Annotated in this window: 21 protein-coding genes and 1 tRNA gene; 17 read left to right on the top strand and 5 right to left on the bottom strand. The window is 68.2% G+C overall.

Annotation, left to right across the window (positions count from 1 at the left end):
* Positions 1-27: 27 nt before the first annotated feature.
* Together VF697_RS06715 and VF697_RS06720 are read right to left on the bottom strand one after the other, a co-directional pair.
* The gene (locus VF697_RS06715) at positions 28-252 is read right to left on the bottom strand and encodes a DUF2283 domain-containing protein (protein ID WP_331092662.1); all 225 of its coding nucleotides are present in this window, start codon (positions 250-252) and stop codon (positions 28-30) included.
* Positions 252-1,568: a hypothetical protein gene (locus VF697_RS06720; protein ID WP_331092663.1), complete on the bottom strand. Its 1,317-nt coding sequence runs from the start codon at positions 1,566-1,568 to the stop codon at positions 252-254. The genes VF697_RS06715 and VF697_RS06720 overlap by 1 nt, the downstream gene beginning before the upstream one ends.
* 228 nt (positions 1,569-1,796) lie before the next feature.
* On the opposite strand from VF697_RS06720, the gene VF697_RS06725 reads away from it, so the two are divergent.
* The 5 genes from VF697_RS06725 (at position 1,797) to manA (ending at position 6,705) form a co-directional block, all read left to right on the top strand.
* Positions 1,797-1,870 (top strand) — tRNA-Arg (locus VF697_RS06725).
* A 72-nt stretch (positions 1,871-1,942) separates the two neighbouring features.
* The gene (locus tag VF697_RS06730; RefSeq protein ID WP_331092664.1) at positions 1,943-3,217 is read left to right on the top strand and encodes a CCA tRNA nucleotidyltransferase; all 1,275 of its coding nucleotides are present in this window, start codon (positions 1,943-1,945) and stop codon (positions 3,215-3,217) included.
* 134 nt (positions 3,218-3,351) lie between these two features.
* On the top strand, positions 3,352-4,398 hold the full coding sequence (mnmA, locus tag VF697_RS06735) for a tRNA 2-thiouridine(34) synthase MnmA (protein ID WP_331092665.1): 1,047 nt from the start codon (positions 3,352-3,354) through the stop codon (positions 4,396-4,398).
* 152 nt (positions 4,399-4,550) lie between these two features.
* The gene (locus tag VF697_RS06740) at positions 4,551-5,453 is read left to right on the top strand and encodes an SPOR domain-containing protein (RefSeq protein WP_331092666.1); all 903 of its coding nucleotides are present in this window, start codon (positions 4,551-4,553) and stop codon (positions 5,451-5,453) included.
* A gap of 52 nt (positions 5,454-5,505) precedes the next feature.
* On the top strand, positions 5,506-6,705 hold the full coding sequence (gene manA, locus VF697_RS06745) for a mannose-6-phosphate isomerase, class I (RefSeq protein WP_331092667.1): 1,200 nt from the start codon (positions 5,506-5,508) through the stop codon (positions 6,703-6,705).
* Between the two features lie 25 nt (positions 6,706-6,730).
* Here the strand turns inward: manA and VF697_RS06750 are convergent, their stop codons facing one another.
* Both VF697_RS06750 and VF697_RS06755 read right to left on the bottom strand, forming a co-directional pair.
* On the bottom strand, positions 6,731-8,119 hold the full coding sequence (locus tag VF697_RS06750) for an MATE family efflux transporter (RefSeq protein WP_331092680.1): 1,389 nt from the start codon (positions 8,117-8,119) through the stop codon (positions 6,731-6,733).
* 107 nt (positions 8,120-8,226) lie between these two features.
* Positions 8,227-8,811 (bottom strand): hypothetical protein, encoded by a 585-nt coding sequence (locus VF697_RS06755; protein ID WP_331092668.1) that lies wholly within the window; start codon positions 8,809-8,811, stop codon positions 8,227-8,229.
* Between the two features lie 93 nt (positions 8,812-8,904).
* Between VF697_RS06755 and VF697_RS06760 the strand changes: the two genes are divergently transcribed.
* From VF697_RS06760 to VF697_RS06815, 12 genes are all read left to right on the top strand, one after another.
* Positions 8,905-9,084 (top strand): ribbon-helix-helix domain-containing protein, encoded by a 180-nt coding sequence (locus tag VF697_RS06760; RefSeq protein WP_169348516.1) that lies wholly within the window; start codon positions 8,905-8,907, stop codon positions 9,082-9,084.
* A gap of 23 nt (positions 9,085-9,107) precedes the next feature.
* Positions 9,108-10,070 carry a UDP-glucuronic acid decarboxylase family protein gene (locus tag VF697_RS06765; protein ID WP_331092681.1) on the top strand — a complete coding sequence of 321 codons (963 nt, stop codon included), beginning with the start codon at positions 9,108-9,110 and terminating at the stop codon, positions 10,068-10,070.
* A 52-nt stretch (positions 10,071-10,122) separates the two neighbouring features.
* Positions 10,123-11,049: an NAD-dependent epimerase/dehydratase family protein gene (locus VF697_RS06770; protein ID WP_331092669.1), complete on the top strand. Its 927-nt coding sequence runs from the start codon at positions 10,123-10,125 to the stop codon at positions 11,047-11,049.
* A gap of 137 nt (positions 11,050-11,186) precedes the next feature.
* Positions 11,187-12,998, top strand: a complete 1,812-nt coding sequence (gene lepA, locus VF697_RS06775) for a translation elongation factor 4 (protein WP_331092670.1) — start codon at positions 11,187-11,189, stop codon at positions 12,996-12,998.
* A 9-nt stretch (positions 12,999-13,007) separates the two neighbouring features.
* Positions 13,008-14,258 (top strand): signal peptidase I, encoded by a 1,251-nt coding sequence (gene lepB / locus VF697_RS06780; protein ID WP_331092671.1) that lies wholly within the window; start codon positions 13,008-13,010, stop codon positions 14,256-14,258.
* Between the two features lie 92 nt (positions 14,259-14,350).
* On the top strand, positions 14,351-14,734 hold the full coding sequence (locus VF697_RS06785) for a hypothetical protein (protein WP_331092672.1): 384 nt from the start codon (positions 14,351-14,353) through the stop codon (positions 14,732-14,734).
* A 7-nt stretch (positions 14,735-14,741) separates the two neighbouring features.
* A complete protein-coding gene (locus VF697_RS06790; protein ID WP_331092673.1) occupies positions 14,742-15,635 on the top strand; it encodes an aspartate carbamoyltransferase catalytic subunit in 894 nt (297 codons plus the stop codon).
* The gene (locus VF697_RS06795) at positions 15,632-16,933 is read left to right on the top strand and encodes a dihydroorotase (RefSeq protein ID WP_414641253.1); all 1,302 of its coding nucleotides are present in this window, start codon (positions 15,632-15,634) and stop codon (positions 16,931-16,933) included. Before VF697_RS06790 ends, VF697_RS06795 begins: the two co-directional genes overlap by 4 nt.
* Positions 16,933-18,051, top strand: coding sequence for a glutamine-hydrolyzing carbamoyl-phosphate synthase small subunit (gene carA / locus VF697_RS06800; protein WP_331092674.1), 1,119 nt, complete (start codon positions 16,933-16,935; stop codon positions 18,049-18,051). Before VF697_RS06795 ends, carA begins: the two co-directional genes overlap by 1 nt.
* Before the next feature lie 14 nt (positions 18,052-18,065).
* A complete protein-coding gene (locus VF697_RS06805) occupies positions 18,066-18,749 on the top strand; it encodes a hypothetical protein (protein WP_331092675.1) in 684 nt (227 codons plus the stop codon).
* 316 nt (positions 18,750-19,065) lie between these two features.
* Positions 19,066-19,245, top strand: coding sequence for a type II toxin-antitoxin system HicA family toxin (locus tag VF697_RS06810; RefSeq protein WP_331092676.1), 180 nt, complete (start codon positions 19,066-19,068; stop codon positions 19,243-19,245).
* Positions 19,246-19,288: 43 nt separating this feature from the next.
* A complete protein-coding gene (locus VF697_RS06815) occupies positions 19,289-19,495 on the top strand; it encodes a type II toxin-antitoxin system HicB family antitoxin (RefSeq protein WP_331092677.1) in 207 nt (68 codons plus the stop codon).
* A gap of 45 nt (positions 19,496-19,540) precedes the next feature.
* On the opposite strand, the gene VF697_RS06820 is transcribed toward VF697_RS06815, so the two are convergent.
* A partial coding sequence (locus tag VF697_RS06820) for a BREX system ATP-binding domain-containing protein (RefSeq protein ID WP_331092678.1) occupies positions 19,541-20,556 on the bottom strand: 1,016 nt, incomplete at its 5' end.

Raw genomic sequence — 20,556 nt, forward strand, 5'->3', positions numbered from 1 at the left:
TCCATGCACTTCATTGTCAGCAGGGCGTCACGCCAGGATCTCGATTCCGACCAGGACTCCATCTTGGTCGAAGTCAAGCACCACATCGGGGCCCGTGTAGGAGCCCATGACTTCGGCCAGCCTGATCGACTTGGACATCTTGCAGGTCTCACCGGGGTGGTTTGGGAGGCGCAAATAGGCCACGTCCTGATCGTCTTCGGAGACTCGCAACTCGAAGCGCCCGAGCTTCTTCTTGGAATCCGTCTGTCCCATTACGGCCTCCACTGCAAAACGGTCTTCAGCTTCAATACACCAGCGCTGAGCTGATAGACGACCGCACCACCTCGGCCAAAGCCAGGAACGATGACGCGGTTCGCGTGGGCCGTGTCCCGAATGGTTCCGGGCGGAAGCCCTGAGTTCTCGATCTGCCGGCCGAACTCCTGCAAGGCCGTGCGAGCCTCCTGCACGCTTGAGAAACCAGCCCGTTCAACCGCACGTTCCGCCGCGTGCGGCATGTTGCTGTTGACCACCTTGTCAACGTGGATAGCCGACGCGCCGCCTGTCAGCTCGCCCGTGACATGACCGTTGCCTCGGCCGTTTCCGGCCGACATCGCCACGGTACTCGGAGCAAGAGCGATGGTGACGGCCTCGGCATTCACGGCAACCGTCTCTACTTCCCCCACTGCCGCGAGGCTGATGCCCACCTGCGTCTTCGCCTGAGCCGCTGCCTGCATCGCGCCGGGCAGCGTCGGCACCTTCGCCGCCAACCCCGGCGCCGTGTTGCCGAGCGCCACCGTGGCCAGCATGGCGAACGCACGCGCCGCGTTGCGGCCCATGACCTTGCCGTACCGCTCCCCGGCCTCGCGCAACTCGTTGAACGTGACGGCCCGATCCGCCTCGTCCATCAGCCGCTTGAAGCCCACGACGAGGCCCCAGAAGGTGTCGATGCCCACGTAGGAGATGAGGGTGGCGGTCATCACCGCCGCGAGGCCCTTCGAGACCGTCACGTCGGGAATCGAGATGAGGACCATGTACGTCGTCCAGGTCCAGAGAACCGCCGCCACCATGGCGTGTGGATCGGCCATGCCCTTGAACGCCTCCAGCATCTCGTCGAGCACGGCGCCCTTGGCGAGGGCCAGGGCCAGAGCGAAACGGCCGTCCCCGTTGACGATGGGGCTCTCCGTCAGCAGGCGGAGACAGTCTCCGGGCCTGCCGGTGCGCTCGCACCAGCGCAGGTAGGCGCGCGTCAACTCCACCTCCGCCGCCGGTTGTGCCCCCTCCAGATGTTCGTCCGGTCCGAGCCGAGTGACGCGGCGGCTGCGTGTCTCGTACGTGTACGAACCACTCCGCGCCTCGACCTGGAACAACTTCCGGGCGGCTTCCTGGGGCCGAGTGGAGGGCCGAACCTCCCAGGCACGCTTCGCCACGGCCTCCTTGAACTCGTTGCCGTTCAACTTCACCGGCTCGGCACCGGAGCGTGGGGTGAAAACGAGCGTGTCGGCCTGACCTGTGTCCAGGCGCACGACCCGAGAAGCGGTAGCACACCCGGCGAGGAGCATCAGCAGCACCGCCGTCCAGCCTGGCTTCATGGGAATTTACCGTGGTGATGGTCGGCCCTTGATGGGTAGCCGACCGGAGGGAATACGCGCCAGGTCTGAATGCCCTTGGAACTCACTGGGAGGGCTCGAGTCACAGCGGCGTAGGGCCCGGGAGTGGCCAATGGTGAACGGCACCCGGGCTCGTCTCCGCGTCAGCCTTCTGGGCTGTTCGCCGTCGTTGCAATGGCGGGTCGCCTGCTATAAATCCCCCGCAGTCTTGGTCCCGTAGCTCAGTTGGATAGAGCGGCGGTTTCCTAAACCGCAGGCCGCTGGTTCGATTCCAGCCGGGGCCACACCCTTCGCCCCCGTTTCCCTTCGGAGACGGGGGCTTTTTTCTGTTCCCTTCCTCTCCCGAGCCACAGCGGATGACGACGCTTGCCTCCCTGTTCGACGCCGAGGTCCCGCGTCCCGTCCTGGACGTCATCACCCGCCTCTGGGACCTGGGCCATGCCGCCTACCTCGTCGGCGGTTGCGTCCGCGACACGCTCCGGGGCGTCCACCCCAAGGACTTCGACGTCGCCACCAGCGCGCTCCCCGAGCAGGTGCAGAGCGCCTTCCGCAAGGTCATCCCCACCGGCATCCAGCACGGCACGGTGACCGTGCTCGCCGACGGCAACCACGTCGAGGTCACCACCTTCCGCAGCGAGAGCGACTACCACGACGGTCGCCGCCCCAGTGCCGTCACCTTCGAGAAGGACATCGTCAGGGACCTCTCGCGTCGCGACTTCACCATCAACGCCATGGCGTGGAATCCCCTCAACCATGAGCTCGTGGACCCCTTCCGCGGCCAGGAGGACCTGAAGGCCCGCCTCATCCGCTGCGTGGGCTCGGCAAACGATCGGTTCTCCGAGGATGGACTGCGTCCCATGCGCGCCGTGCGCTTCGCCGCGGTGCTCGACTTCACGCTCGACCCCGCCACCCAGGCCGCCATTCCGGCCACGCTCTCCGTCTTCCGCAAGGTGGCCCACGAGCGCGTCCGCGAGGAGTTCGTCAAGCTGCTCCTCTCCAAGCGCGAGGCCTTCGGGCTCGAGCTCCTCGCCGTCACCGGGCTGCTGGACGTCTTCCTGCCCGAGCTCGCCCGCGCGGACGCCGAGGCCGCCCGGCTCGCCCGCGCCGCCGCCGCCGCCGCGCCCGCGGATGTGGAGATCCGTCTCGCCGCCCTCCTGGCCGACCTCGTCGACCCCCAGCGCGCCGAGGAGATCGGCGTCCGGCTCAAGTTTCCCACCAAGAATATCGAGCGTGTGCGCCTCTTCGTCGGGCACGCGGCGCTCGAGCGGCACGTCGAGGGCTCGGACCCCGCACTGCGTCGGCTGATCGCCAAGGTGGGGCCCGCCAACGTCGAGCCGCTCACCCAGGTGGCTCGGGCCCGGGTCCAGGCGCGCGAGCCAGGACGGTTGCTCGAACTGGAGGCCCTCATCGGTCGACTGCTGGCCCTCGTCGCCGCGAAGCCTCCGCTCACGGGCAAGGACCTCGCGCTCAATGGCGGGGCCATCATGTCCGCCTTGGGGGTTGGTCCCTCGCCCATCGTGGGAGAGGCCACTCGCTTCCTCGTCGAGCAGGTGCTCGATGAGCCCTCGCTCAACGAGGCGGAGAAGTTGAAGGGGCTGCTGCGAAGCTGGCTTCAGGCCCGAGGGTCCTGAGGTCGTCCAGCGGGCGCGGAGGGAGCCGCTCACTCCATCCCTTCCCGGTAGGGGAGGGGAAATTGTCCGGGGCTGTTGTCCTCTTCCGTCTGTGGTGTCGCATCCGGACCGGCCGGCGTGTAGAGAGGGACGTCATGCGAGTCGTCGTTGCCATGAGCGGTGGGGTGGACTCCTCGGCCGCCGCTGCCTTGCTCAAGGAGCAGGGTCACGAGGTCATCGGTATCACCCTCCGGGTCTGGTCCTACGAGGGCAAGGCCCAGTGCGGCAGTTGCTGCAGCCCGGATGACATCGATGATGCCCGCGCCGTCGCCCAGACGCTCGGCATCCCCTTCTACGTCGCCAACGCCGAGGAGCTCTTCAAGGACCGGGTCATCAACCCGTTCGTCCAGCAGTACCTCGGCGGCCGCACGCCCATCCCCTGCGTGGCCTGCAACCGCGACGTGAAGTTCAACTTCCTCCTCAAGCGCGCCCGGGCCCTCGGGGCCCGGCTCGCCACCGGCCACTACGCCCAGGTCGAGCAGCAGGACGGCAGGTTCGTCCTCCGCCGCGCCGTCGACGCCGCCAAGGACCAGAGCTATTTCCTCTTCACGCTCGGGCAGGGGGAGCTCGCCGACATCGTCTTCCCCGTGGGCGGCATGACCAAGCCCGAGGTCCGCGCCGTCGCCGAGCGCCACGCCCTCCCCACCAGCCACAAGCCCGAGAGCATGGAGATCTGCTTCGTGCCCGATGGCGACTACGCCGGCTTCGTGGAGAAGGTCGCCGGCCCCCAGCCCGGCGGGGAGATCGTCGACACCGAGGGCCAGGTGCTCGGCACCCACGCGGGCGTCCACCGCTACACCGTGGGCCAGCGCCGCGGGCTCAACCTCGGGGGAGGGGAGGTCCGCTACGTCCAGCGCATCGAGCCCGACACCCGCCGCGTCGTGGTGGGCTCCGCGGATGAGACCTCGCGCGACTCCTTCGGCCTCCTCCAGCCTCACTGGGTGGACGGGCCGCCCCCTTCGGACAAGTCCGTGCAGGTGCGCATCCGCCACCGCCACCCCGGTGCCGCCGGCCGCGTGGAGGTCTCCCCACATGGGCTCGTGTCCATCCGGCTCGACGCTCCGGCCCGCGCCGTCACCCCGGGCCAGGCCGCCGTGGTCTACGACGGCGATCGCGTGCTCGGCGGTGGGTGGATTGTTTGAGCCTCCCGGCAACAGGCCGGGTGTGAGGCTTCGCACGCACTGAATTTGACCGACCTGGAGGCGGGGCGTACCTTCCGCCACACCTCGACGCTACAGGCCGCGACACTCGTGTGGCCGGGCCGGGGCGCAGCACACGTGAGGAACACCACGCCATGCGCGATGCCCATCGGATGAAAGAGAAGTTGGACGTGTCTCTCGACAACCGGCAGATCGTCAGCCTGTTGATCGCGGGGATCATCGTGATGGGCGCCGTGTTCGTGCTCGGCGTGGTGGTGGGCAAGAAGCTCGCCGGCAACGCCCAGGCCGCCGCCGCGCCGGATCTCCTCTCCGCGCTCGACGCCAACGCCCAGGCCCTCCAGCAGGCCCGCGAGACCGAGTCGCCGCTCACCTTCCAGGACGAGCTCACCAAGAGGACCGCCTCCGAGACCGCGCCCTCCAAGCCCGGCACCGTCACGGTCGCCATCCCTCCGCCGGCGCCCAAGCCGAAGCCGGTCGAGCAGCCCGCGCCCCCCGAGGCCAGGCCCGCCGAGGCCACGGAGCCCGCGGACGCCACCGCGCCCACGGCGTCCCCCACGGATGACGACTACGCCCCCACCGCCACCGCGCAGAAGCCCGCGGAGCCGAAGGCCGCCGAGCCCAAGCCGGCCGCGCCCAAGGCGGAGCCCAAGCCCGTGGAGACGAAGGTCGCCGACAGCAAGCCCGCTCCCGTACCGGGCAAGGTGGAGACCGCTCCCACGCCTACCCGCACCGCGCCGCAGGGCACTGGCCTGAAGGAGGCCATCGCCCGCGCCACCCAGCGTCCCACCGAGGCCGTGCCGGGCGGGGCCTTCACCCTGCAGATCTCCGCCTTCCAGAACCGTCCGGAGGCCGATCGCTTCGCCACCAAGCTGAGGGATCGGGGCTACGCGCCGTACATCGTCGCCGCCGAGGTCCCCAAGAAGGGCACCTGGTACCGGGTCCGCATGGGGAGCTTCGCCTCGAAGGAGGCCGCGTCCCGGTATCTGGCCGACTTCAAGCGCGAGACCCAGATCGACGCCTTCGTGGCGGGCAACTAGGCCACCCTCCCGGGTGGCGGGGCGATCCCCAGGGTGCTATGGGCGCCGCTGCATGGATCTCCTCGACAACGTCATCCAGCCGTACGCTTGGGGCTCTCGGACCGCCATCGCCGAGCTGCTCGGACAGCCGTCCCCCTCCGCCACCTGTCAGGCGGAGCTGTGGATGGGGGCCCACCCTGGCGCCCCTTCGCGCGTGCGCCGGGACTCGGGAGTGCGGACGCTGCTGGACACCATCCGGTCCGCTCCGGAGCGGGAGCTCGGCGAGGCGGTGACGCGCCGGTTCGGGAACGATCTGCCGTTCCTGCTCAAGGTGCTCGCGGCGGAGACGCCGCTGTCGCTGCAGACCCACCCGAGTCTCGCCCAGGCCCGCGAGGGCTACGCGCGGGAGAACGCGCTCGGTGTGCCGCTTACGGCCTCGCACCGCAACTACAAGGACGCGAACCACAAGCCCGAGCTCATCTGCGCGCTGACGCCGTTCGATGCGCTCTGCGGCTTCCGCCGCGCGGATGAGACGCTCGCGCTCTTCGAGGGGCTCAGCCTGAGTGCCCTCGAGTCGCTGCTCGCCCCGCTGCGTGCGTCGCCCGATGCGAGTGGAGTCTCCCGCCTGTTCGAGGCGCTGATGACGCTCCCGAGGGAGCAGCGCGGGCCCCTGGTGGACGCGGTGGTCTCGGCCTGCGCGGCACGAGCGGGGCCGGGGAGCCGCTTCGCCGAGGAGCTGCGCTGGGCCGTGCGGCTCGGAGAGCTCTACCCGGGCGATCCCGGTGTCATCGGCGCGTTGCTGCTCAACCTCGTGCGGCTGCGGCCGGGCGAGGCCATCTACCTGTCCGCGGGCAACCTCCACGCATACCTGAGCGGCGTTGGCGTGGAGATCATGGCCAACTCGGACAACGTGCTGCGGGGCGGGTGCACGCCCAAGCACGTGGACGTCCCGGAGCTGCTCCGCGTGCTGGACTTCCGGTGTGGCCCCATCGGCCTGGTCCAGCCGACCTCCACCGACGGGGTGGAGCACGTCTACGCGACGCCGACGGACGAGTTCCGCCTCTCGCGCCTCCAGCTCCGTCCCGGGGTGTCCTCGCGCCCGGAGCGGCGGGGGCCGGAGATCCTCCTCTGCATCGAGGGCTCCGCGCGGTTGTCCGCCGGGAGCGAGTCGCTCGCACTGCCCCGAGGCGCGTCGGTGTTCGTGAGCGCGGCGGATGGGGCCTACACGCTCGAGGGCGATGGAGTCGTTTTCCGCGCCACCGCCGGCCTCTGACGCACGGGGCGGAGACCCCTCGGCCTCAACCGCCGAGGGCCGCCACGGCGGGCTGTTCTACCGCCGGTTCCACGAGTGACTTCCGCTCCCAGGCCCTGCTCTTCCACCGGGCCCAGAAGATGAGGCCCCGCGTCCATTCGTCCGCCGAGACGGCGAGCCAGACCCCGGCCAGGCCCAGGTTCATCCGGAAGACGAGGAAGTAGCCCAGCGGCAGGCTCATGGCGACCATCGACATGAAGCCGATGTAGACGGTGAAGCGGGCGTCTCCGGCGGCCCTCAAGGCGTTCACCAGGACGAGGTTGAAGGACCGGCCGCTCTCGAGCAGGAGGCTCAGGACGATCATCTGAGCGGTCAGCTGGAGGATGTCGGCATTGTCCGTGAAGAGTGCGACCAGGGGCTTGCGGAGCAGGATGGTGACCACGTCCGCCAGGACGGTGATCGCCACGGACCACTTCAAGCTCTCCAGGACCCGGCTATATGCGTCGTCCGTGCGCCGCGCGCCCACCAGCCGTCCGACGAGGATGGAGGTGCCAATCCCGATCGCGAGGCTGAACAGGAAGATGTACTGGGAGATGGCCTGCGCGTACTGCCGGGAGGCCAGCGCCACGGTGCCGAGGAAGGTCACGTAGTACAGGAACACCGTCTGACAGGCGTGGTACGTGAACTGCTCGAGGGCGGAGGGGATGCCCACCTGCAGGATCTTGCGGATGTACTCCCTCGAGACCGTCACGTAGTCCCGCGGCACCATCCGGACGTCCATCACCCGGTACAGCATCCAGATGAACACGGCGAGTGCGATGGCACGGCTCATCACGGTGGAGATCGCCGCACCGGCCACCCCCAGCTCCGGGGCACCGAAGTGGCCGAAGATGAGCAGGGAGTTGCCGAGGACGTGCACCACGTTCATCCCCAGCGACACGTACATCGACTCCTTCGTGAAGCCGTACGTGCGGATCATGCTGGAGAAGGCGTTGATGAGCGCCTGCAGGAACAGGAAGCCGCCCACGATGCTCATGTACGTCCGCGCATGGGCCAGCACCTGCCCCTGCAGGTTCATCCTGGCCAGGATCGCATGGCCGAACAGCAGCAGGCCCGCGCTGACCGTGATGCCGAGCAGGAAGTTCAACGTGATGGAGAGCGCGGCGATCCGGGAGGCCTCCCGCGTTCTCCGGGCGCCGATGTACTGGGCCACGACGATGGCGGCGCCGTTGCTGATCACCTCCATGATCATGATGCAGATGACCATGTACTGATTGACCACGCCCACCGCGGAGACGGCATCGTCGGACACGCCGCTGAGCATCAGCGTGTCCGCCGTGCCCATCAGCATGAACAGGAGGATCTCCAGGAAGAGCGGCCACGTCAGCCGGAACAGTCCCAGGGCTGCTGGCGCTTGCGTGCTTCCTTCGGGGATCGCTGAGTCTCGGGGGTCGGCCGTCGCCACGCGCAGGCGTCTCTCATGTCCCCTGGTTGGCGTCCAGCGACGGGCCCACCCCTGGCTGCTTCCCTGCTCGCGGAGTGTTACTCGGACTGCGTATCGCGGCTCCACTTGTCGACGTTGCCGTCCCCGTCCACGTCCTCGCCGATGCGGTCGACCTGGTCGTTCTCCCAGTACTCCCACCAGTCCGCCCGGCCATCGCCGTTGGAGTCCCGCTCCTTGCGCGCCAGCTTGCCCTTCTCGTAGAAGAGCCACTCGTCCATCCGGCCGTCCCCGTTCAGGTCTCGCTCGCGCCGGACGTTGGCTCCCTTCTCGTAGAAGAAGACCGAGTCCACCTTCCCGTCGAAGTCCAGGTCCATCGCCTCGCGCTCGCGCTGCTCCTGGGCGCCGTAGTACGTGGCGATGTCGATCCGCCCGTCCCAGTTGAGGTCCATCTCCTTGCGGACCAGCCGCTCCTCCACCCGGTAGACCCACACGTCCGGTGCGTGGTCGCCGTTGGTGTCCTTCTCCGTCACCTTCTCGGCGGAGGCCCGCGCCGGACGGATGGGCTCCGGAGCCACCTGCTCCTCCGCCTGCTCCGCCCCGGACTTCCGGGCTCCTTTGTCGGATGCGCACCCACAAAGGCCCACCAGAACGAGCCCCAGCACCCACCTGCTCATCGAGCGCATCACCACTCCTGGCGCCGTTTCGATGGCCGCTGCACAGGCTGCGAAATCAGCGCTTCAAGGGCCATGTAACTCCATATATTTTCACATATCGCCATGGCCCGAAAGAAGATCAGCACGACCATCTACATCACGCCGGAGCAGAACGAATTGCTCAAGGCGCTGAACCAGAAGACCAAGGTTCCCGTGGCCGAGTACATCCGGCAGGGGATCGATCTCGTGCTGGAGAAGTACAAAGCCCAGCTGCCGGGTCAGGCCACTTTCGACGAGCTCTAGAGGCCATGACGATCCAGAAGACGATGAAGGGGCAGAGGGTGGTGGTGCTGGGGGGCTCGGGCTTCCTGGGCTCACACCTGTGCGAGCGGCTGCTCGATGACGGGGCGGCCGGCGTGGTGTCGGTGGACAACTACATCACCGGCAACGAGCAGAACGTGGCGCACCTGCGGAGCCGTCCGGGCTTCGAGGTGGTGCGCCAGGACATCACCGAGGGGCACCTCTCGGTGAGCGGGCCGGTGCACTACGTCTTCAACATGGCCTCGCCGGCCTCGCCCATCGACTACGCGAAGCTGCCGCTGGAGACGCTGCGCGTGGGCTCGGTGGGCACGGAGAACGGGCTGCGGCTGGCCGAGGCCAAGGGCGCGGTGTTCCTCATGGCCTCCACCTCGGAGATCTACGGCGATCCGCTCGTGCACCCGCAGCGCGAGGACTACTGGGGCAACGTGAACTCCATCGGCCCGCGCGCCTGCTACGACGAGGCCAAGCGCTACGCCGAGGCCCTCACCATGGTCTTCGCCCGCTCGTACGGGGTGCGGACGCGCATCGTCCGCATCTTCAACACCTACGGGCCGCGCATGCGGCTCAACGACGGGCGCGTGGTGCCCGCCTTCGTGGGCCAGGCCCTGCGCGGCGAGGACTTCACCGTCTTCGGCGACGGGACCCAGACGCGCTCCTTCTGCTACGTGCGCGACCTCGTGGACGGCCTGGTGCGGCTGGCCCTCTCGGACGTCACCGAGCCGGTGAACATCGGCAATCCCCGCGAGATGACCATGCTCGAGTTCGCCGAGGCCGTGCGCGCCGCGGCGGGTGGGGGAGGGCGGATCATCCACCAGCCGCTGCCCAAGGACGACCCCAAGCAGCGTCGACCAGATATCACCCGGGCACGTCAGTTGCTGGGGTGGGAGCCGCGAGTACCCCTGGAAGAGGGACTGCGGGAGACAATCGAGTGGTTCCGGTCGGTTGCCGCGCGGGGCTCCACCCCCTAACTTCCGGCAGCTTTTCTCACTGTCGCCACTGGTGAGTGGCAGGAGCGTCGCGGTGAAAGTCCTGGTGACTGGTGGGGCGGGGTTCATCGGCTCACATGTGTGTGACGCGTTCGTCCGCGCGGGCCATGAGGTCATCGCGCTCGACAACCTGTCGAGTGGCAAGAAGGAGAACCTGGATCCCCGGGTACGGCTGGAGGTGCTGGACATCCGCAGCCCGGAGGCCGCGGGGCTCATCCGGGCCGAGCGTCCCCAGGTGGTGTGCCACCTGGCGGCGCAGATGGACGTGCGCCGCAGCGTGGAGGATCCGCGCTTCGACGCCGAGGCCAACATCCTCGGCTTCCTCAACCTGCTGGAGGCCGCGCGCACCTCGGGTGTCCAGAAGGTGGTGTTCAGCTCGACCGGCGGGGCCATCTACGGCGAGCAGGACGTCTTCCCGGCGCCCGAGAGCCACGCGACCCGACCGGTGTCGCCCTACGGCGTCTCCAAGGCCTCGGGGGAACTGTACCTCGGCTACTACATGGCCCAGTACGGACTGAAGTACGTGGCCCTGCGGTACGCCAACGTGTACGGCCCGCGACAGAACCCGCACGGCGAGGCCGGCGTGGTGTCCATCTTCTGCCAGCGCCTGCTGGGGGGGAAGGAGTGCACCATCTTCGGCGAGGGCAAGCAGACGCGGGACTTCGTCTACGTGGAGGACGTGGCGCGCGCCAACTTCCTGGCCGTGGAGAAGGACGTGGTGGGCCCGGTGAACATCGGCACCGGCGTGGAGACGGACATCAACCGCCTCTACTCCCTGCTGGCCCAGTCGGCCGGGGTGGACAAGCCGGCCATCCGCGCCCCCGGCAGGCCGGGCGAGCAGATGCGCTCCTGCGTGGACAACGCGCTGGCGCGCCGGGTGCTCGGCTGGCAGCCCACGGTGGAGCTGCCCGAGGGACTCCGCCGCACCGTGTCCTTCTTCCGCGAGCACGCCGCCCGTTAATCGGCTGGCCCCCCTGCGGGGTGGGGGACACGTCCGGCGGGAATACGCTTGCCTGCCGGGCGTTCGGATGCATGGATTTTGACGGGCTTCGGTGTTACTCAAGCCGGCTTCGGTAGTACCCCCGGGGCCCACCTACCATGCCGGCCGACAACGCTCACATCCGCAACTTCTCGATCATCGCCCACATCGACCATGGGAAGTCCACCCTGGCCGATCGCCTGCTCGGTGCCACTGGCACGGTGACCAAGCGCGAGGCGCAGGACCAGTTCCTCGACAACATGGAGCTGGAGCGCGAGCGCGGCATCACCATCAAGGCCCAGTCCGTGCGGATGAACTACACCGCCAAGGACGGCCAGAAGTACGTCCTCAACCTCATCGACACCCCAGGACACGTGGACTTCGCCTACGAGGTGAGCCGCTCGCTCGCCGCGTGCGAGGGCTGCCTCCTGGTGGTGGACGCCTCCCAGGGCGTCGAGGCCCAGACGCTCGCCAACGTCTACATGGCCCTGGACCACGACCTGGAGATCATCCCGGTCATCAACAAGATCGACCTGCCGAGCGCCGATGTGGAGCGCACGCGCCAGGAGATCGAGGACGTGATCGGCATCGACGCCTCCGTGGCCGTGCCGGCCTCCGCCAAGGAGGGCATCGGCATCCAGGAGATCCTGGAGGCGGTGGTGAAGACCGTGCCGCCCCCCGCGGGCGATCCGGCCGCCCCGCTCCGGGCCCTCATCTTCGACAGCTGGTACGACAACTACCGCGGCGTCGTGACGCTGGTGCGCGTGCTCGAGGGCACGCTCAAGCTCAAGCAGAAGATCAAGCTGTGGAGCAACAACAAGGCCTTCGAGGTGCAGGAGCTGGGCGTCTTCAGCCCGTTCTCCCGCCCGGTGCAGCAGCTCATGGCCGGCGAGGTGGGCGTGCTGGTGGCCAACGTCAAGGAGCTCCAGGACGCCAAGGTGGGTGACACCGTGACGGAGGAGCTGCGTCCCACGGACGCGCCCTTCCCGGGCTTCAAGGAAGTCAAGCCCATGGTGTTCTCCGGCATCTTCCCGGTGGACTCCGAGCAGTACGAGGGCCTGCGCGACGCGCTCGGCAAGCTCAAGCTCAACGACGCGGCCTTCACCTACGAGCCCGAGTCCTCCACGGCGCTCGGCTTCGGCTTCCGCTGCGGCTACCTGGGCCTGCTGCACATGGAGATCGTCCAGGAGCGCCTGGAGCGCGAGTACAACCTCTCGCTCATCACCACGGCGCCCTCGGTGGTCTACCGCATCACCGACTCCCAGGGCGGGGTGATGCTCGTGGACAACCCGGCCAAGCTGCCGCCGGTGCAGAAGATCGCCAAGTTCGAGGAGCCCATCCTCACCTGCCACATCCACGTGCCCAACGACTACCTGGGCGCGGTGCTCAAGCTGTGCCAGGACCGGCGCGGCGTGCAGAAGGACATGAAGTACCTGGGCTCCAGCGGCACGCGCGTGCAGGTGACGTACGAGATGCCGCTGGCCGAGGTCGTCTTCGACTTCTTCGACAAGCTCAAGAGCGTCACGCGCGGCTACGCCAGCCTCGACTACGAGCTGGCCGGCTACGCGGAGTCGGACCTCGTGCGCCTGGACATCCTCATCAACGGCGATCCGGTGGACGCGCTCAGCGTCATCGTCCACAAGGAGCGCGCCTACCAGCGCGGCCGCGAGGTGTGCCAGAAGCTCAAGGAAGTCATCCCCAAGCAGATGTACGAGGTGGCCATCCAGGGAGCCATCGGCGCGAAGATCATCTCGCGCGAGACCATCTCCGCCATCCGCAAGAATGTGCTCGCCAAGTGCTACGGCGGTGACATCAGCCGCAAGCGCAAGCTCCTCGAGAAGCAGAAAGAGGGCAAGAAGCGCATGAAGCAGGTGGGCTCGGTGGAGATTCCCCAGGAGGCCTTCCTCGCGGTGCTGAAGACGGAGGAATAGGCGCAACCCATGTCCACGACCACCGCCACCCCCACCGCGTCCGAGGGCCTCGAGGCCTCCATGGCCGCCCGCCGGACGCCGGAGCAGCTCAAGGCCAGCCGCGCGCTGCTGTGGCGCGAGCTGCTCACCAGCCTGTGGGCGCCCCTGGTCATCCTGGGGCTGGCCTTCATCCCCTACATCCTCCTCATCGAGCTCGTGCCCCCCGCCGCCGCGTGGGCCCAGCCGCTCATGCAGTACCTGGCGCTGGCGATGCTCGGCTACTTCCTGGGGTTGATCGGCTGGCGGCTCGTCTCCCCCAAGGAGCGGGTGCTGCGCGGGTTGCGCCACGAGGCGCGCGAGCTCATCCAGGAGATCGAGCGCATCCACAAGCGCGTGCCGGGGAAGATCGCCCCCGAGGTGTCCGCGCGGCTGGCCGAGCAGGCGGTGCGGGTGGAGGGCGCCTCGCTGGCCGGGGATGCCCCCGGGCTGGAGAAGGAGACGAAGGAGCTCGACAAGCTGGCCACGCAGCTGCTCGGCGTGTTCCGCAAGCAGGGCACCTGGGACTTCTTCGCCGGCTTCGCCAAGGCGCTGGCCATCGCGGTCATCATCCGCGTCTTCATCATCGAGCCGTACCGCATCCCCTCCGGCTCCATGCTGCCGACGCTGGAGATCGGCGATCAGGTCTTCATCAACAAGTTCATCTACGGGGTGCGGCTGCCCTTCACCAACTGGGTGCCGTTCCAGATCGTCCGCCCGCCGGCGCGCGGGGACGTCATCGTCTTCAACAACCCGGTGCGTCCCGAGCAGGACTTCATCAAGCGCGTCATCGGCGTGCCCGGGGACACGGTGGAGCTCATCGAGGGCGCGGTCCACATCAACGGCGAGCCCCAGCAGCGCACGCTGGTGACGGAGGAGCAGCTCGTCCACAACAAGGGCGAGGGCGGCCCCTGGTTCCCCGAGCGTCTGGTGCTCTACAACGAGAGCCTCGACGGCAAGGTCCACGCGGTGCTGCAGGAGGATCGCACCGCGCGCCTGCGCAGCGAGGGCCCCTACGTCGTCCCCGCGGGCAACGTCTTCGTGATGGGGGACAACCGGGACAACAGCCTGGACAGCCGCTATGGCCTGGGAGATCCGAGCCTGGGGGCCCGCTTCGTCCCGTACGGCCACATCAAGGGCAAGGCCATGGTCGTCTGGATGGCCCTCGGGTACGGGGGTTGGTTCAGCAACTTCTTCGAGGGCACCGGGCTGCGCACGGACCGCCTCTTCGAGCCGGTGCGTTGAAGCACGTCGCGGTGCTTGACGCACCGCGCACGCCGCTGCTACGCCCCGGGCTCATGCGCGCTCCCTCTGGAAAGGTAAGCCTCGGTGGTCTGGTGCTGTTGGCCCTCCTCGCCGGGGCCATCTACGTCGCCGCGATGCTCGTTCCCGTCTACGTGGACAACCTCACCGTGAAGGAGGCTGTCACGGCGGCCCACAACCGCGCCATCGCGGTGTTCGATGAGCGGGCGATGCTCAACACCATCCTGGAGCGCACCAACCGCCTGGGCTACCACTGGGAATACGACAAGTTCGGCAAGGCCACCCGCGTGCCCGGTCTGGGGTTGAAGCCGGAGCAGATCGTCATCGAGCGCAGCGAGGTCACCTCGAGCGTCCTCGTCCGGGTCGAGTACGACCGGACGGTCCGCTTCAAGCCGAGCAAATACGTGCGCACGATTCACTTCCGGGTCGAGAAGGAAGGCATCCCAGGGCAGCGCTAGGGAGCGTATGAGACACCTGCTGGGAATCGAGGGCCTGCGGCGCGCCGACATCGAGGCGCTGCTGGATCGGGCCGAGGCCCACCTGCAGGGGGGGCCGGATGCCTCGCACGTGCTGCGGGGCAAGGTGGTGGCCAACCTCTTCTTCGAGGACTCCACCCGCACCCGCACCTCCTTCGAGATGGCGGCACACGCGCTCGGGGCCGAGGTGCTCAACTGGACGGCGGCGGGCTCCTCCGTCTCCAAGGGCGAGACGCTGCTGGACACGGTGCGCAACATCGAGGCCACCGGCCCCGTGGCGCTCATCATCCGGCACCGCGCCTCGGGCGCTCCGCACCTGGCGGCGAAGCACGTGCGCTGCGCCGTCATCAACGCCGGGGACGGCACCCACGAGCACCCCTCGCAGGGGCTGCTGGACGCCTTCACCCTGCGCCGCCACTGGGGCCGCCTGGACGGGCGCACGGTGGTCATCGTCGGAGACGTCTTCCACAGCCGCGTGGCCCGCTCCAACCTGCACTGCCTCACCGCGCTGGGCGCGAAGGTGGTGCTGTGCGGCCCGCCCACACTGCTACCTCCCGGCCTGGAGTCCTTCGGCGCCGAGGTCTCCACGAACCTGGACGCCGTGCTGCCCCACGCCGACGCCGTCATGTGCCTGCGCGTGCAGACGGAGCGGCAAAGTGAGCACTTCTTCCCCTCGGCGCGCGAGTTCTCCCGCCTGTACGGGCTCAACGCCGCCCGCGCCGAGAAGCTCAAGCCCGAGGCGCTCGTCATGCACCCCGGCCCCATGAATCGCGGCGTGGAGATCGGCCCCGCGGTGGCCGATGGGCCCCGCAGCGTCATCCTCGAGCAGGTGGCCTACGGCGTGGCTGTCCGCCGCGCCATCCTGGAGGTGGTGTGCAGGTGAGCTCGACGATCCTCTTCCGCCGCGGTCGGGTGATGGATCCCCGCAACGGCGTGGATGGTGTGCGCGACGTGCTGGTGCGCGAGGGCCGCGTCGCCGAGGTTTCCGAGGCCCCGCTGAACGTGCCGGACGCGCGGGTGGTGGACGCCACCGGCCGACTGGTGCTGCCGGGCTTCATCGACCTGCACGTGCACCTGCGCGAGCCGGGCGAGGAGGGGAAGGAGACGATCCTCACCGGGTGCTCGGCGGCGGTGGCGGGTGGCTTCACCTCGGTGGTGGCCATGCCCAACACCAGGCCCGTCAACGACAGCGTGCTCGTCACCGAGTACGTGAAGGCCAAGGCCCGCGAGGCCCGGCTGTGCAACGTGTACCCGGCGGGCGCCATCACCAAGGGCCTCCTGGGCGAGGAGATGGCGGAGATGGGCGCGCTCCTCTCGGCCGGCTGCGTCTGCATCACCGACGATGGCCGCCCGGTGATGAACGCCGGCCTCATGCGCCGCACCCTCCAGTACGCCACCCTCTTCAATGTGCCCGTGATGGTGCACGAGGAGGACCTGACGCTCTCCGGCAAGGGCGTGATGAACGAGGGCCGCACCTCCACGCGGCTGGGGCTCATCGGGATTCCGCCCTCGGCCGAGGTGGCCATGGTGGCGCGCGATCTCGTCCTCCTCGAGGAGACGAAGGGGCGGCTGCACGTCGCCCATGTGTCCTGTGAGGGCAGTGTGCGCCTCCTGCGCGAGGCGAAGCGCCGGGGGCTGAACGTCACCGCCGAGGCCGCGCCGCACCACTTCATCCTGGATGACGAGGCGGTGGGCGATTACGACACCCATGCCCGGATGAATCCGCCCCTGCGCACCCGCCGCGACGTGCAGGCCATTCGCGAGGCCCTGGCGGATGGCACCCTCGACGCCATCGCCACGGACCACGCGCCCCATGGCGTGCTGGAGAAGCAGGTCGAGTTCGAGAAGTCCTGGAACGGCGTGGTGGGCCTGGAGACGGCCCTGGGCCTCACGTTGAGCCTGGTGCGCGAGGGCGTGCTGAGCCTCCAGCGGGCGATCGCCCTGCTGACGGATGGGCCCGCCAAGGCATTCGGGCTGCCGGGCGGTCATCTGGCCCCTGGAGCCCCGGCGGACGTGGTCGTGGTGGAGCAGGACGTGGAGTGGACGGTGGACGCGGCGCGGTTCTTCTCCCGCAGCCGGAACACCCCCTTCCATGGTCGGAGGCTGACGGGTCGGGTCGCCCAGACGTGGGTGGGCGGGCGACTCGTCTTCGAGGACGGACAGCTCAAGGAGGCCAGGTGATGAAGCGGGCAGTGCTGGCACTGGCGGACGGCACCACCTTCGAGGGCCGCGCTTTCGGCGCGAGCGGCGAGACGGTCGGTGAGGTGGTCTTCAACACGTCGATGACCGGCTACCAGGAGATCCTCACGGACCCCTCCTACGTCGGGCAGATCGTCACCATGGCGTACCCCGAGATGGGCAACGTGGGCGCCAACCCCGGCGACCAGGAGTCCGTGAAGCCGCACGCCGTGGGCATGGTGGTGCGCAACGCCTCCTCCCAGGAGTCCAACTGGCGCGCCCAGGAGACGCTCGACGCCTACCTGAAGCGGCATGGCATCACCGGCATCGAGGGCATCGACACCCGGCGCCTGGTGCGGCACGTGCGCACGCACGGCGCGCAGATGGGCGTCATCTCCACCGAGGGCCACACGACGGCTGCGCTGGTGGAGCGCGCCCGCACCGCTCGCGGCATGGAGGGCCTGGACCTCGCCACCGGCGTGTCCACCGACAAGCCCTACCTCTTCACCGAGCCCACCCCGAACCTGCTCGGCGAGGCCGTCCGGCCCGCGCCCGAGCCGCGCTTCGACGTGGTGGCCTATGACTACGGCCTCAAGAAGTCCATGCTCCACTTCCTCGTGGACGTGGGCTGCCGCGTGAAGGTGGTGCCCGCGGGGACCACCGCTGAGCAGGTGCTCGCGGAGAAGCCCCACGGCGTGTTCCTCGCCAACGGTCCCGGAGATCCCGCGGCGGTGAAGGGCGCGGACAAGACCGTGGCCGGGCTGCTCGGCAAGGTGCCCGTGTTCGGCATCTGCCTGGGCCATCAGATTTTGGCGCTCGCCCTGGGGGGCCGGACGTACAAGATGAAGTTCGGCCACCGCGGCGCCAACCAGCCGGTCAAGGACCTGACCACTGGCAAGGTGGAGATCACCTCGCAGAACCACGGCTTCGCCGTGGACGATGCCAGTGTGAAGGGCAAGGCCACCGTGAGTCACATCAACCTCAACGATGGCACCGTGGAGGGGCTGATCATCCCCGACGCTCGTGCCTTCAGCGTGCAGTACCACCCAGAAGCCTCGCCCGGACCGCATGACGCCCGGTACCTCTTCGCGCGTTTCGCGAAGCTGATGGCTGGAGAGTAGGATCGCGCCGCCACATGGACTCCCCGCTCTCCCCGCTGTCGTACCAGCCGTATCTGGATCAGCTCATCGCCTTTGGCAGCCAGGAGTCGCGCAAGCCGGACCTCCTCGACGCCAAGGCGGAGTACTTCCGCCTCACCGGCGAGGTATTCGAGGACGACAAGATCTTCGAGCTCCGGATGGCGTCCTTCCTGGACTACTACCTCTATGACCGCGTCTCGCCCATCTCGAAGCTGACGCCAGCCACGGAGCTGTACCAGCTGCGCCAGCAGAGCGCCTCGCCCGAGGAGGCCAACGCCTTCCGCTGCTTCACCGAGACCGTCCACGGCCTCTTCGAGGTGCGCAAGCTGGCCAAGGGGCTGGTGCGCCTGCGCGAGCTCTACTCCGGCAAGGACTTCGACGTCACCGAGCGCCGCCACGTGGCGGGCCTGGAGACGGGGGACGTGCTGGAGGCCCGGCTCATCCCCTTCGCCGGGCACCTGCTCTTCTCCACCGCCTTCACCTTCCACCCGCGCGTGGCCGTGAAGGCCATCAAGACCGAGGTCAAGCGGCGCAAGAAGAAGGAGCCGGAGCGCTCCCCCCAGGAGCTCGTCTGGGAGTGCGCCCGGCGCGCCGTGAAGGTCGAGCGCTACAAGCAGATCGCCATCGAGCGCATCTACGACTTCTCGCAGAATACCCCCTGGCTCGGCTCCGCGAGCTAGGGCAGGGCAGGGCAGGGTTCTCGGGTCGAGCCCGAGGACTCGGCACTGCAGGCATCGCGTCTTTTCCCTGTCCCGGTGCATGCGCGAGGCATTTGCCTCGCGCGCAGGGGGCAAGTGCCTTCGCAAGCGGCAGGGGGATAGAAATTGCTCCTAATTCCAACTACTTGGACGTCCACTCCGTGGTGGCAAGCAAATTGCTTTGGGAGGGGGGACGTGCCCCCGTGCTTGTCCATTCGCGACGAGGATTTCCCCGAGACCGAGGGCCGTGGAGAGAAGGTGGAGCGTGAGTCGTTGGGCTGGAGCGAAGAGCGGTCGCGTGCTCGCCGCGCTGTTTCGGATTGGCTGGCGCGAGAAGCGAATCACAGGCTCCCATCGCGTCCTTGAGCGTGAGGGATTGCCCAACGTCGTTTTCGCTTACCACGAGGGGGTGGAGATCGGCCCCCGGGCTCTCGCGCGACTGGCAAAGGAGACGGGGCTGTCGCCGGAGGATCTCTAGGTCTCGCCTACCGCTCCTGCCGTGGCGGTGCTACGTTAGTTGGATGCAGTACGTCGTGGAACTGGAGCTTGAGGACGACGGTCGCTGGCTGGCGGCGATTCCCAGTATGCCGGGCGTGATGGCCTACGGCGTGACCGAGAAGGACGCTCTCGCTTATGTGGAGGCGCTCGCTCTTCGCGTCATCGCGGACCAATTGGAGCACGGGGAGACCTCGCCCGAGCACCTCGACGTGTCCTTCGTGATTGCCTGAGCAGCTTGGCCGGCCCGTTTCTCCCGGGTAGTCGTTGCCGACAGCTCACCGCTGGTCGCGGCCGACGCCAGAATGGAGATTTCCCATCTCGGCCCTCGTCAGCGCGGTCTCCACGCCTCGTGGCGGGTTGATGAGATCGAGCCGGTGGATCGTCAGCCGGATAAGCCGGCGGGTATTTCGACTTGGGTTGCCGCGCCAATCGGCGAGCACCGTGCGGACCCAGCTCAGGTCATCGCCCGGAATGTCGTATGCCTCCCGATAAAGCTGGGCAATGGTGAGCACCATCTCCTCGGCCTGCTCGGACCCGAACTCGGGGATGCTGACGCGTTCGAACCCTCCGCTGTTCCAGGTGGAAAGGAACCAGTAGGCGTCCTCGCTGAGCCAACTTGCGTCCAGGATGCCGCGGGAGAGATCGTATGCCACCACCCCATCGAACCTCTCCGTGATGCCGAGAAGGCATCCCAGGCCGGGGGTACGGAAGAGGTGAGCCAGGACTCCGTAAGCGGTTGCCCGTGAGCGCATGTTCCAGAGCTGGGCAATGGTCTCCACCTCGTCCAGGGTCAGCACCAGCCCGCCCTGGCCCATGCCCTGGAAACACCGCGCCACCCAGCCCAGCCGATCGAGCGCCTGGAGACGCTTGTAGCCATAATTCGCCCAGGCCAAATCCGCGCCGAGCAGAAAGGACCACGCGGCTTCGTTATCCACTGGGGCACTCCCATGGGACTGGAACTGGCACAACCCCTGTAGCACCTGGGCCAAGCCCGTGTTCTGGCAGCGCCTCGTGAATGCAGCGAGCGCCTCGCGCTTCACCGCGTCACGCAGCCAGCCCGATACGATCTCCCGCAGCCCCAAAGCGCTCGTTCCGGCCTCCAGGATGCGCTCCATCAAGGACGGGTAGAGACGCTGCGGATAGTTCAAGGCGTTGCTGCTGGCATCGACACTCCCCCTCGTGGTGGGGAGCTTCAGCCTCCTCGCAGCGGCGTGCACTAGCGACAGCATGTGGCTTTTTCCCGTTCCCCACTCGCCCAGGAGGAACACCGGGGCGCATGTGCCCTGCTCGA

This window comes from Archangium sp. (genome assembly GCF_036388035.1).
In the GTDB taxonomy this organism is placed as follows: Bacteria; Myxococcota; Myxococcia; order Myxococcales; family Myxococcaceae; genus Archangium.

Bases quoted from the DNA above. Each gene is read 5' to 3' on its own strand.
- VF697_RS06760 (WP_169348516.1), top strand. From the start codon at position 8,905: ATGGCCCGAAAGAAGATCAGCACGACCATCTACATCACGCCGGAGCAG.
- VF697_RS06755 (WP_331092668.1), bottom strand. From the start codon at position 8,811: ATGCGCTCGATGAGCAGGTGGGTGCTGGGGCTCGTTCTGGTGGGCCTT.
- mnmA (WP_331092665.1), top strand. From the start codon at position 3,352: ATGCGAGTCGTCGTTGCCATGAGCGGTGGGGTGGACTCCTCGGCCGCC.
- VF697_RS06790 (WP_331092673.1), top strand. From the start codon at position 14,742: ATGAGACACCTGCTGGGAATCGAGGGCCTGCGGCGCGCCGACATCGAG.
- manA (WP_331092667.1), top strand. From the start codon at position 5,506: ATGGATCTCCTCGACAACGTCATCCAGCCGTACGCTTGGGGCTCTCGG.
- lepA (WP_331092670.1), top strand. From the start codon at position 11,187: ATGCCGGCCGACAACGCTCACATCCGCAACTTCTCGATCATCGCCCAC.
- VF697_RS06720 (WP_331092663.1), bottom strand. From the start codon at position 1,568: ATGAAGCCAGGCTGGACGGCGGTGCTGCTGATGCTCCTCGCCGGGTGT.
- VF697_RS06765 (WP_331092681.1), top strand. From the start codon at position 9,108: ATGAAGGGGCAGAGGGTGGTGGTGCTGGGGGGCTCGGGCTTCCTGGGC.
- VF697_RS06730 (WP_331092664.1), top strand. From the start codon at position 1,943: ATGACGACGCTTGCCTCCCTGTTCGACGCCGAGGTCCCGCGTCCCGTC.
- carA (WP_331092674.1), top strand. From the start codon at position 16,933: ATGAAGCGGGCAGTGCTGGCACTGGCGGACGGCACCACCTTCGAGGGC.
- lepB (WP_331092671.1), top strand. From the start codon at position 13,008: ATGTCCACGACCACCGCCACCCCCACCGCGTCCGAGGGCCTCGAGGCC.
- VF697_RS06715 (WP_331092662.1), bottom strand. From the start codon at position 252: ATGGGACAGACGGATTCCAAGAAGAAGCTCGGGCGCTTCGAGTTGCGA.
- VF697_RS06805 (WP_331092675.1), top strand. From the start codon at position 18,066: ATGGACTCCCCGCTCTCCCCGCTGTCGTACCAGCCGTATCTGGATCAG.
- VF697_RS06815 (WP_331092677.1), top strand. From the start codon at position 19,289: ATGCAGTACGTCGTGGAACTGGAGCTTGAGGACGACGGTCGCTGGCTG.
- VF697_RS06740 (WP_331092666.1), top strand. From the start codon at position 4,551: ATGCGCGATGCCCATCGGATGAAAGAGAAGTTGGACGTGTCTCTCGAC.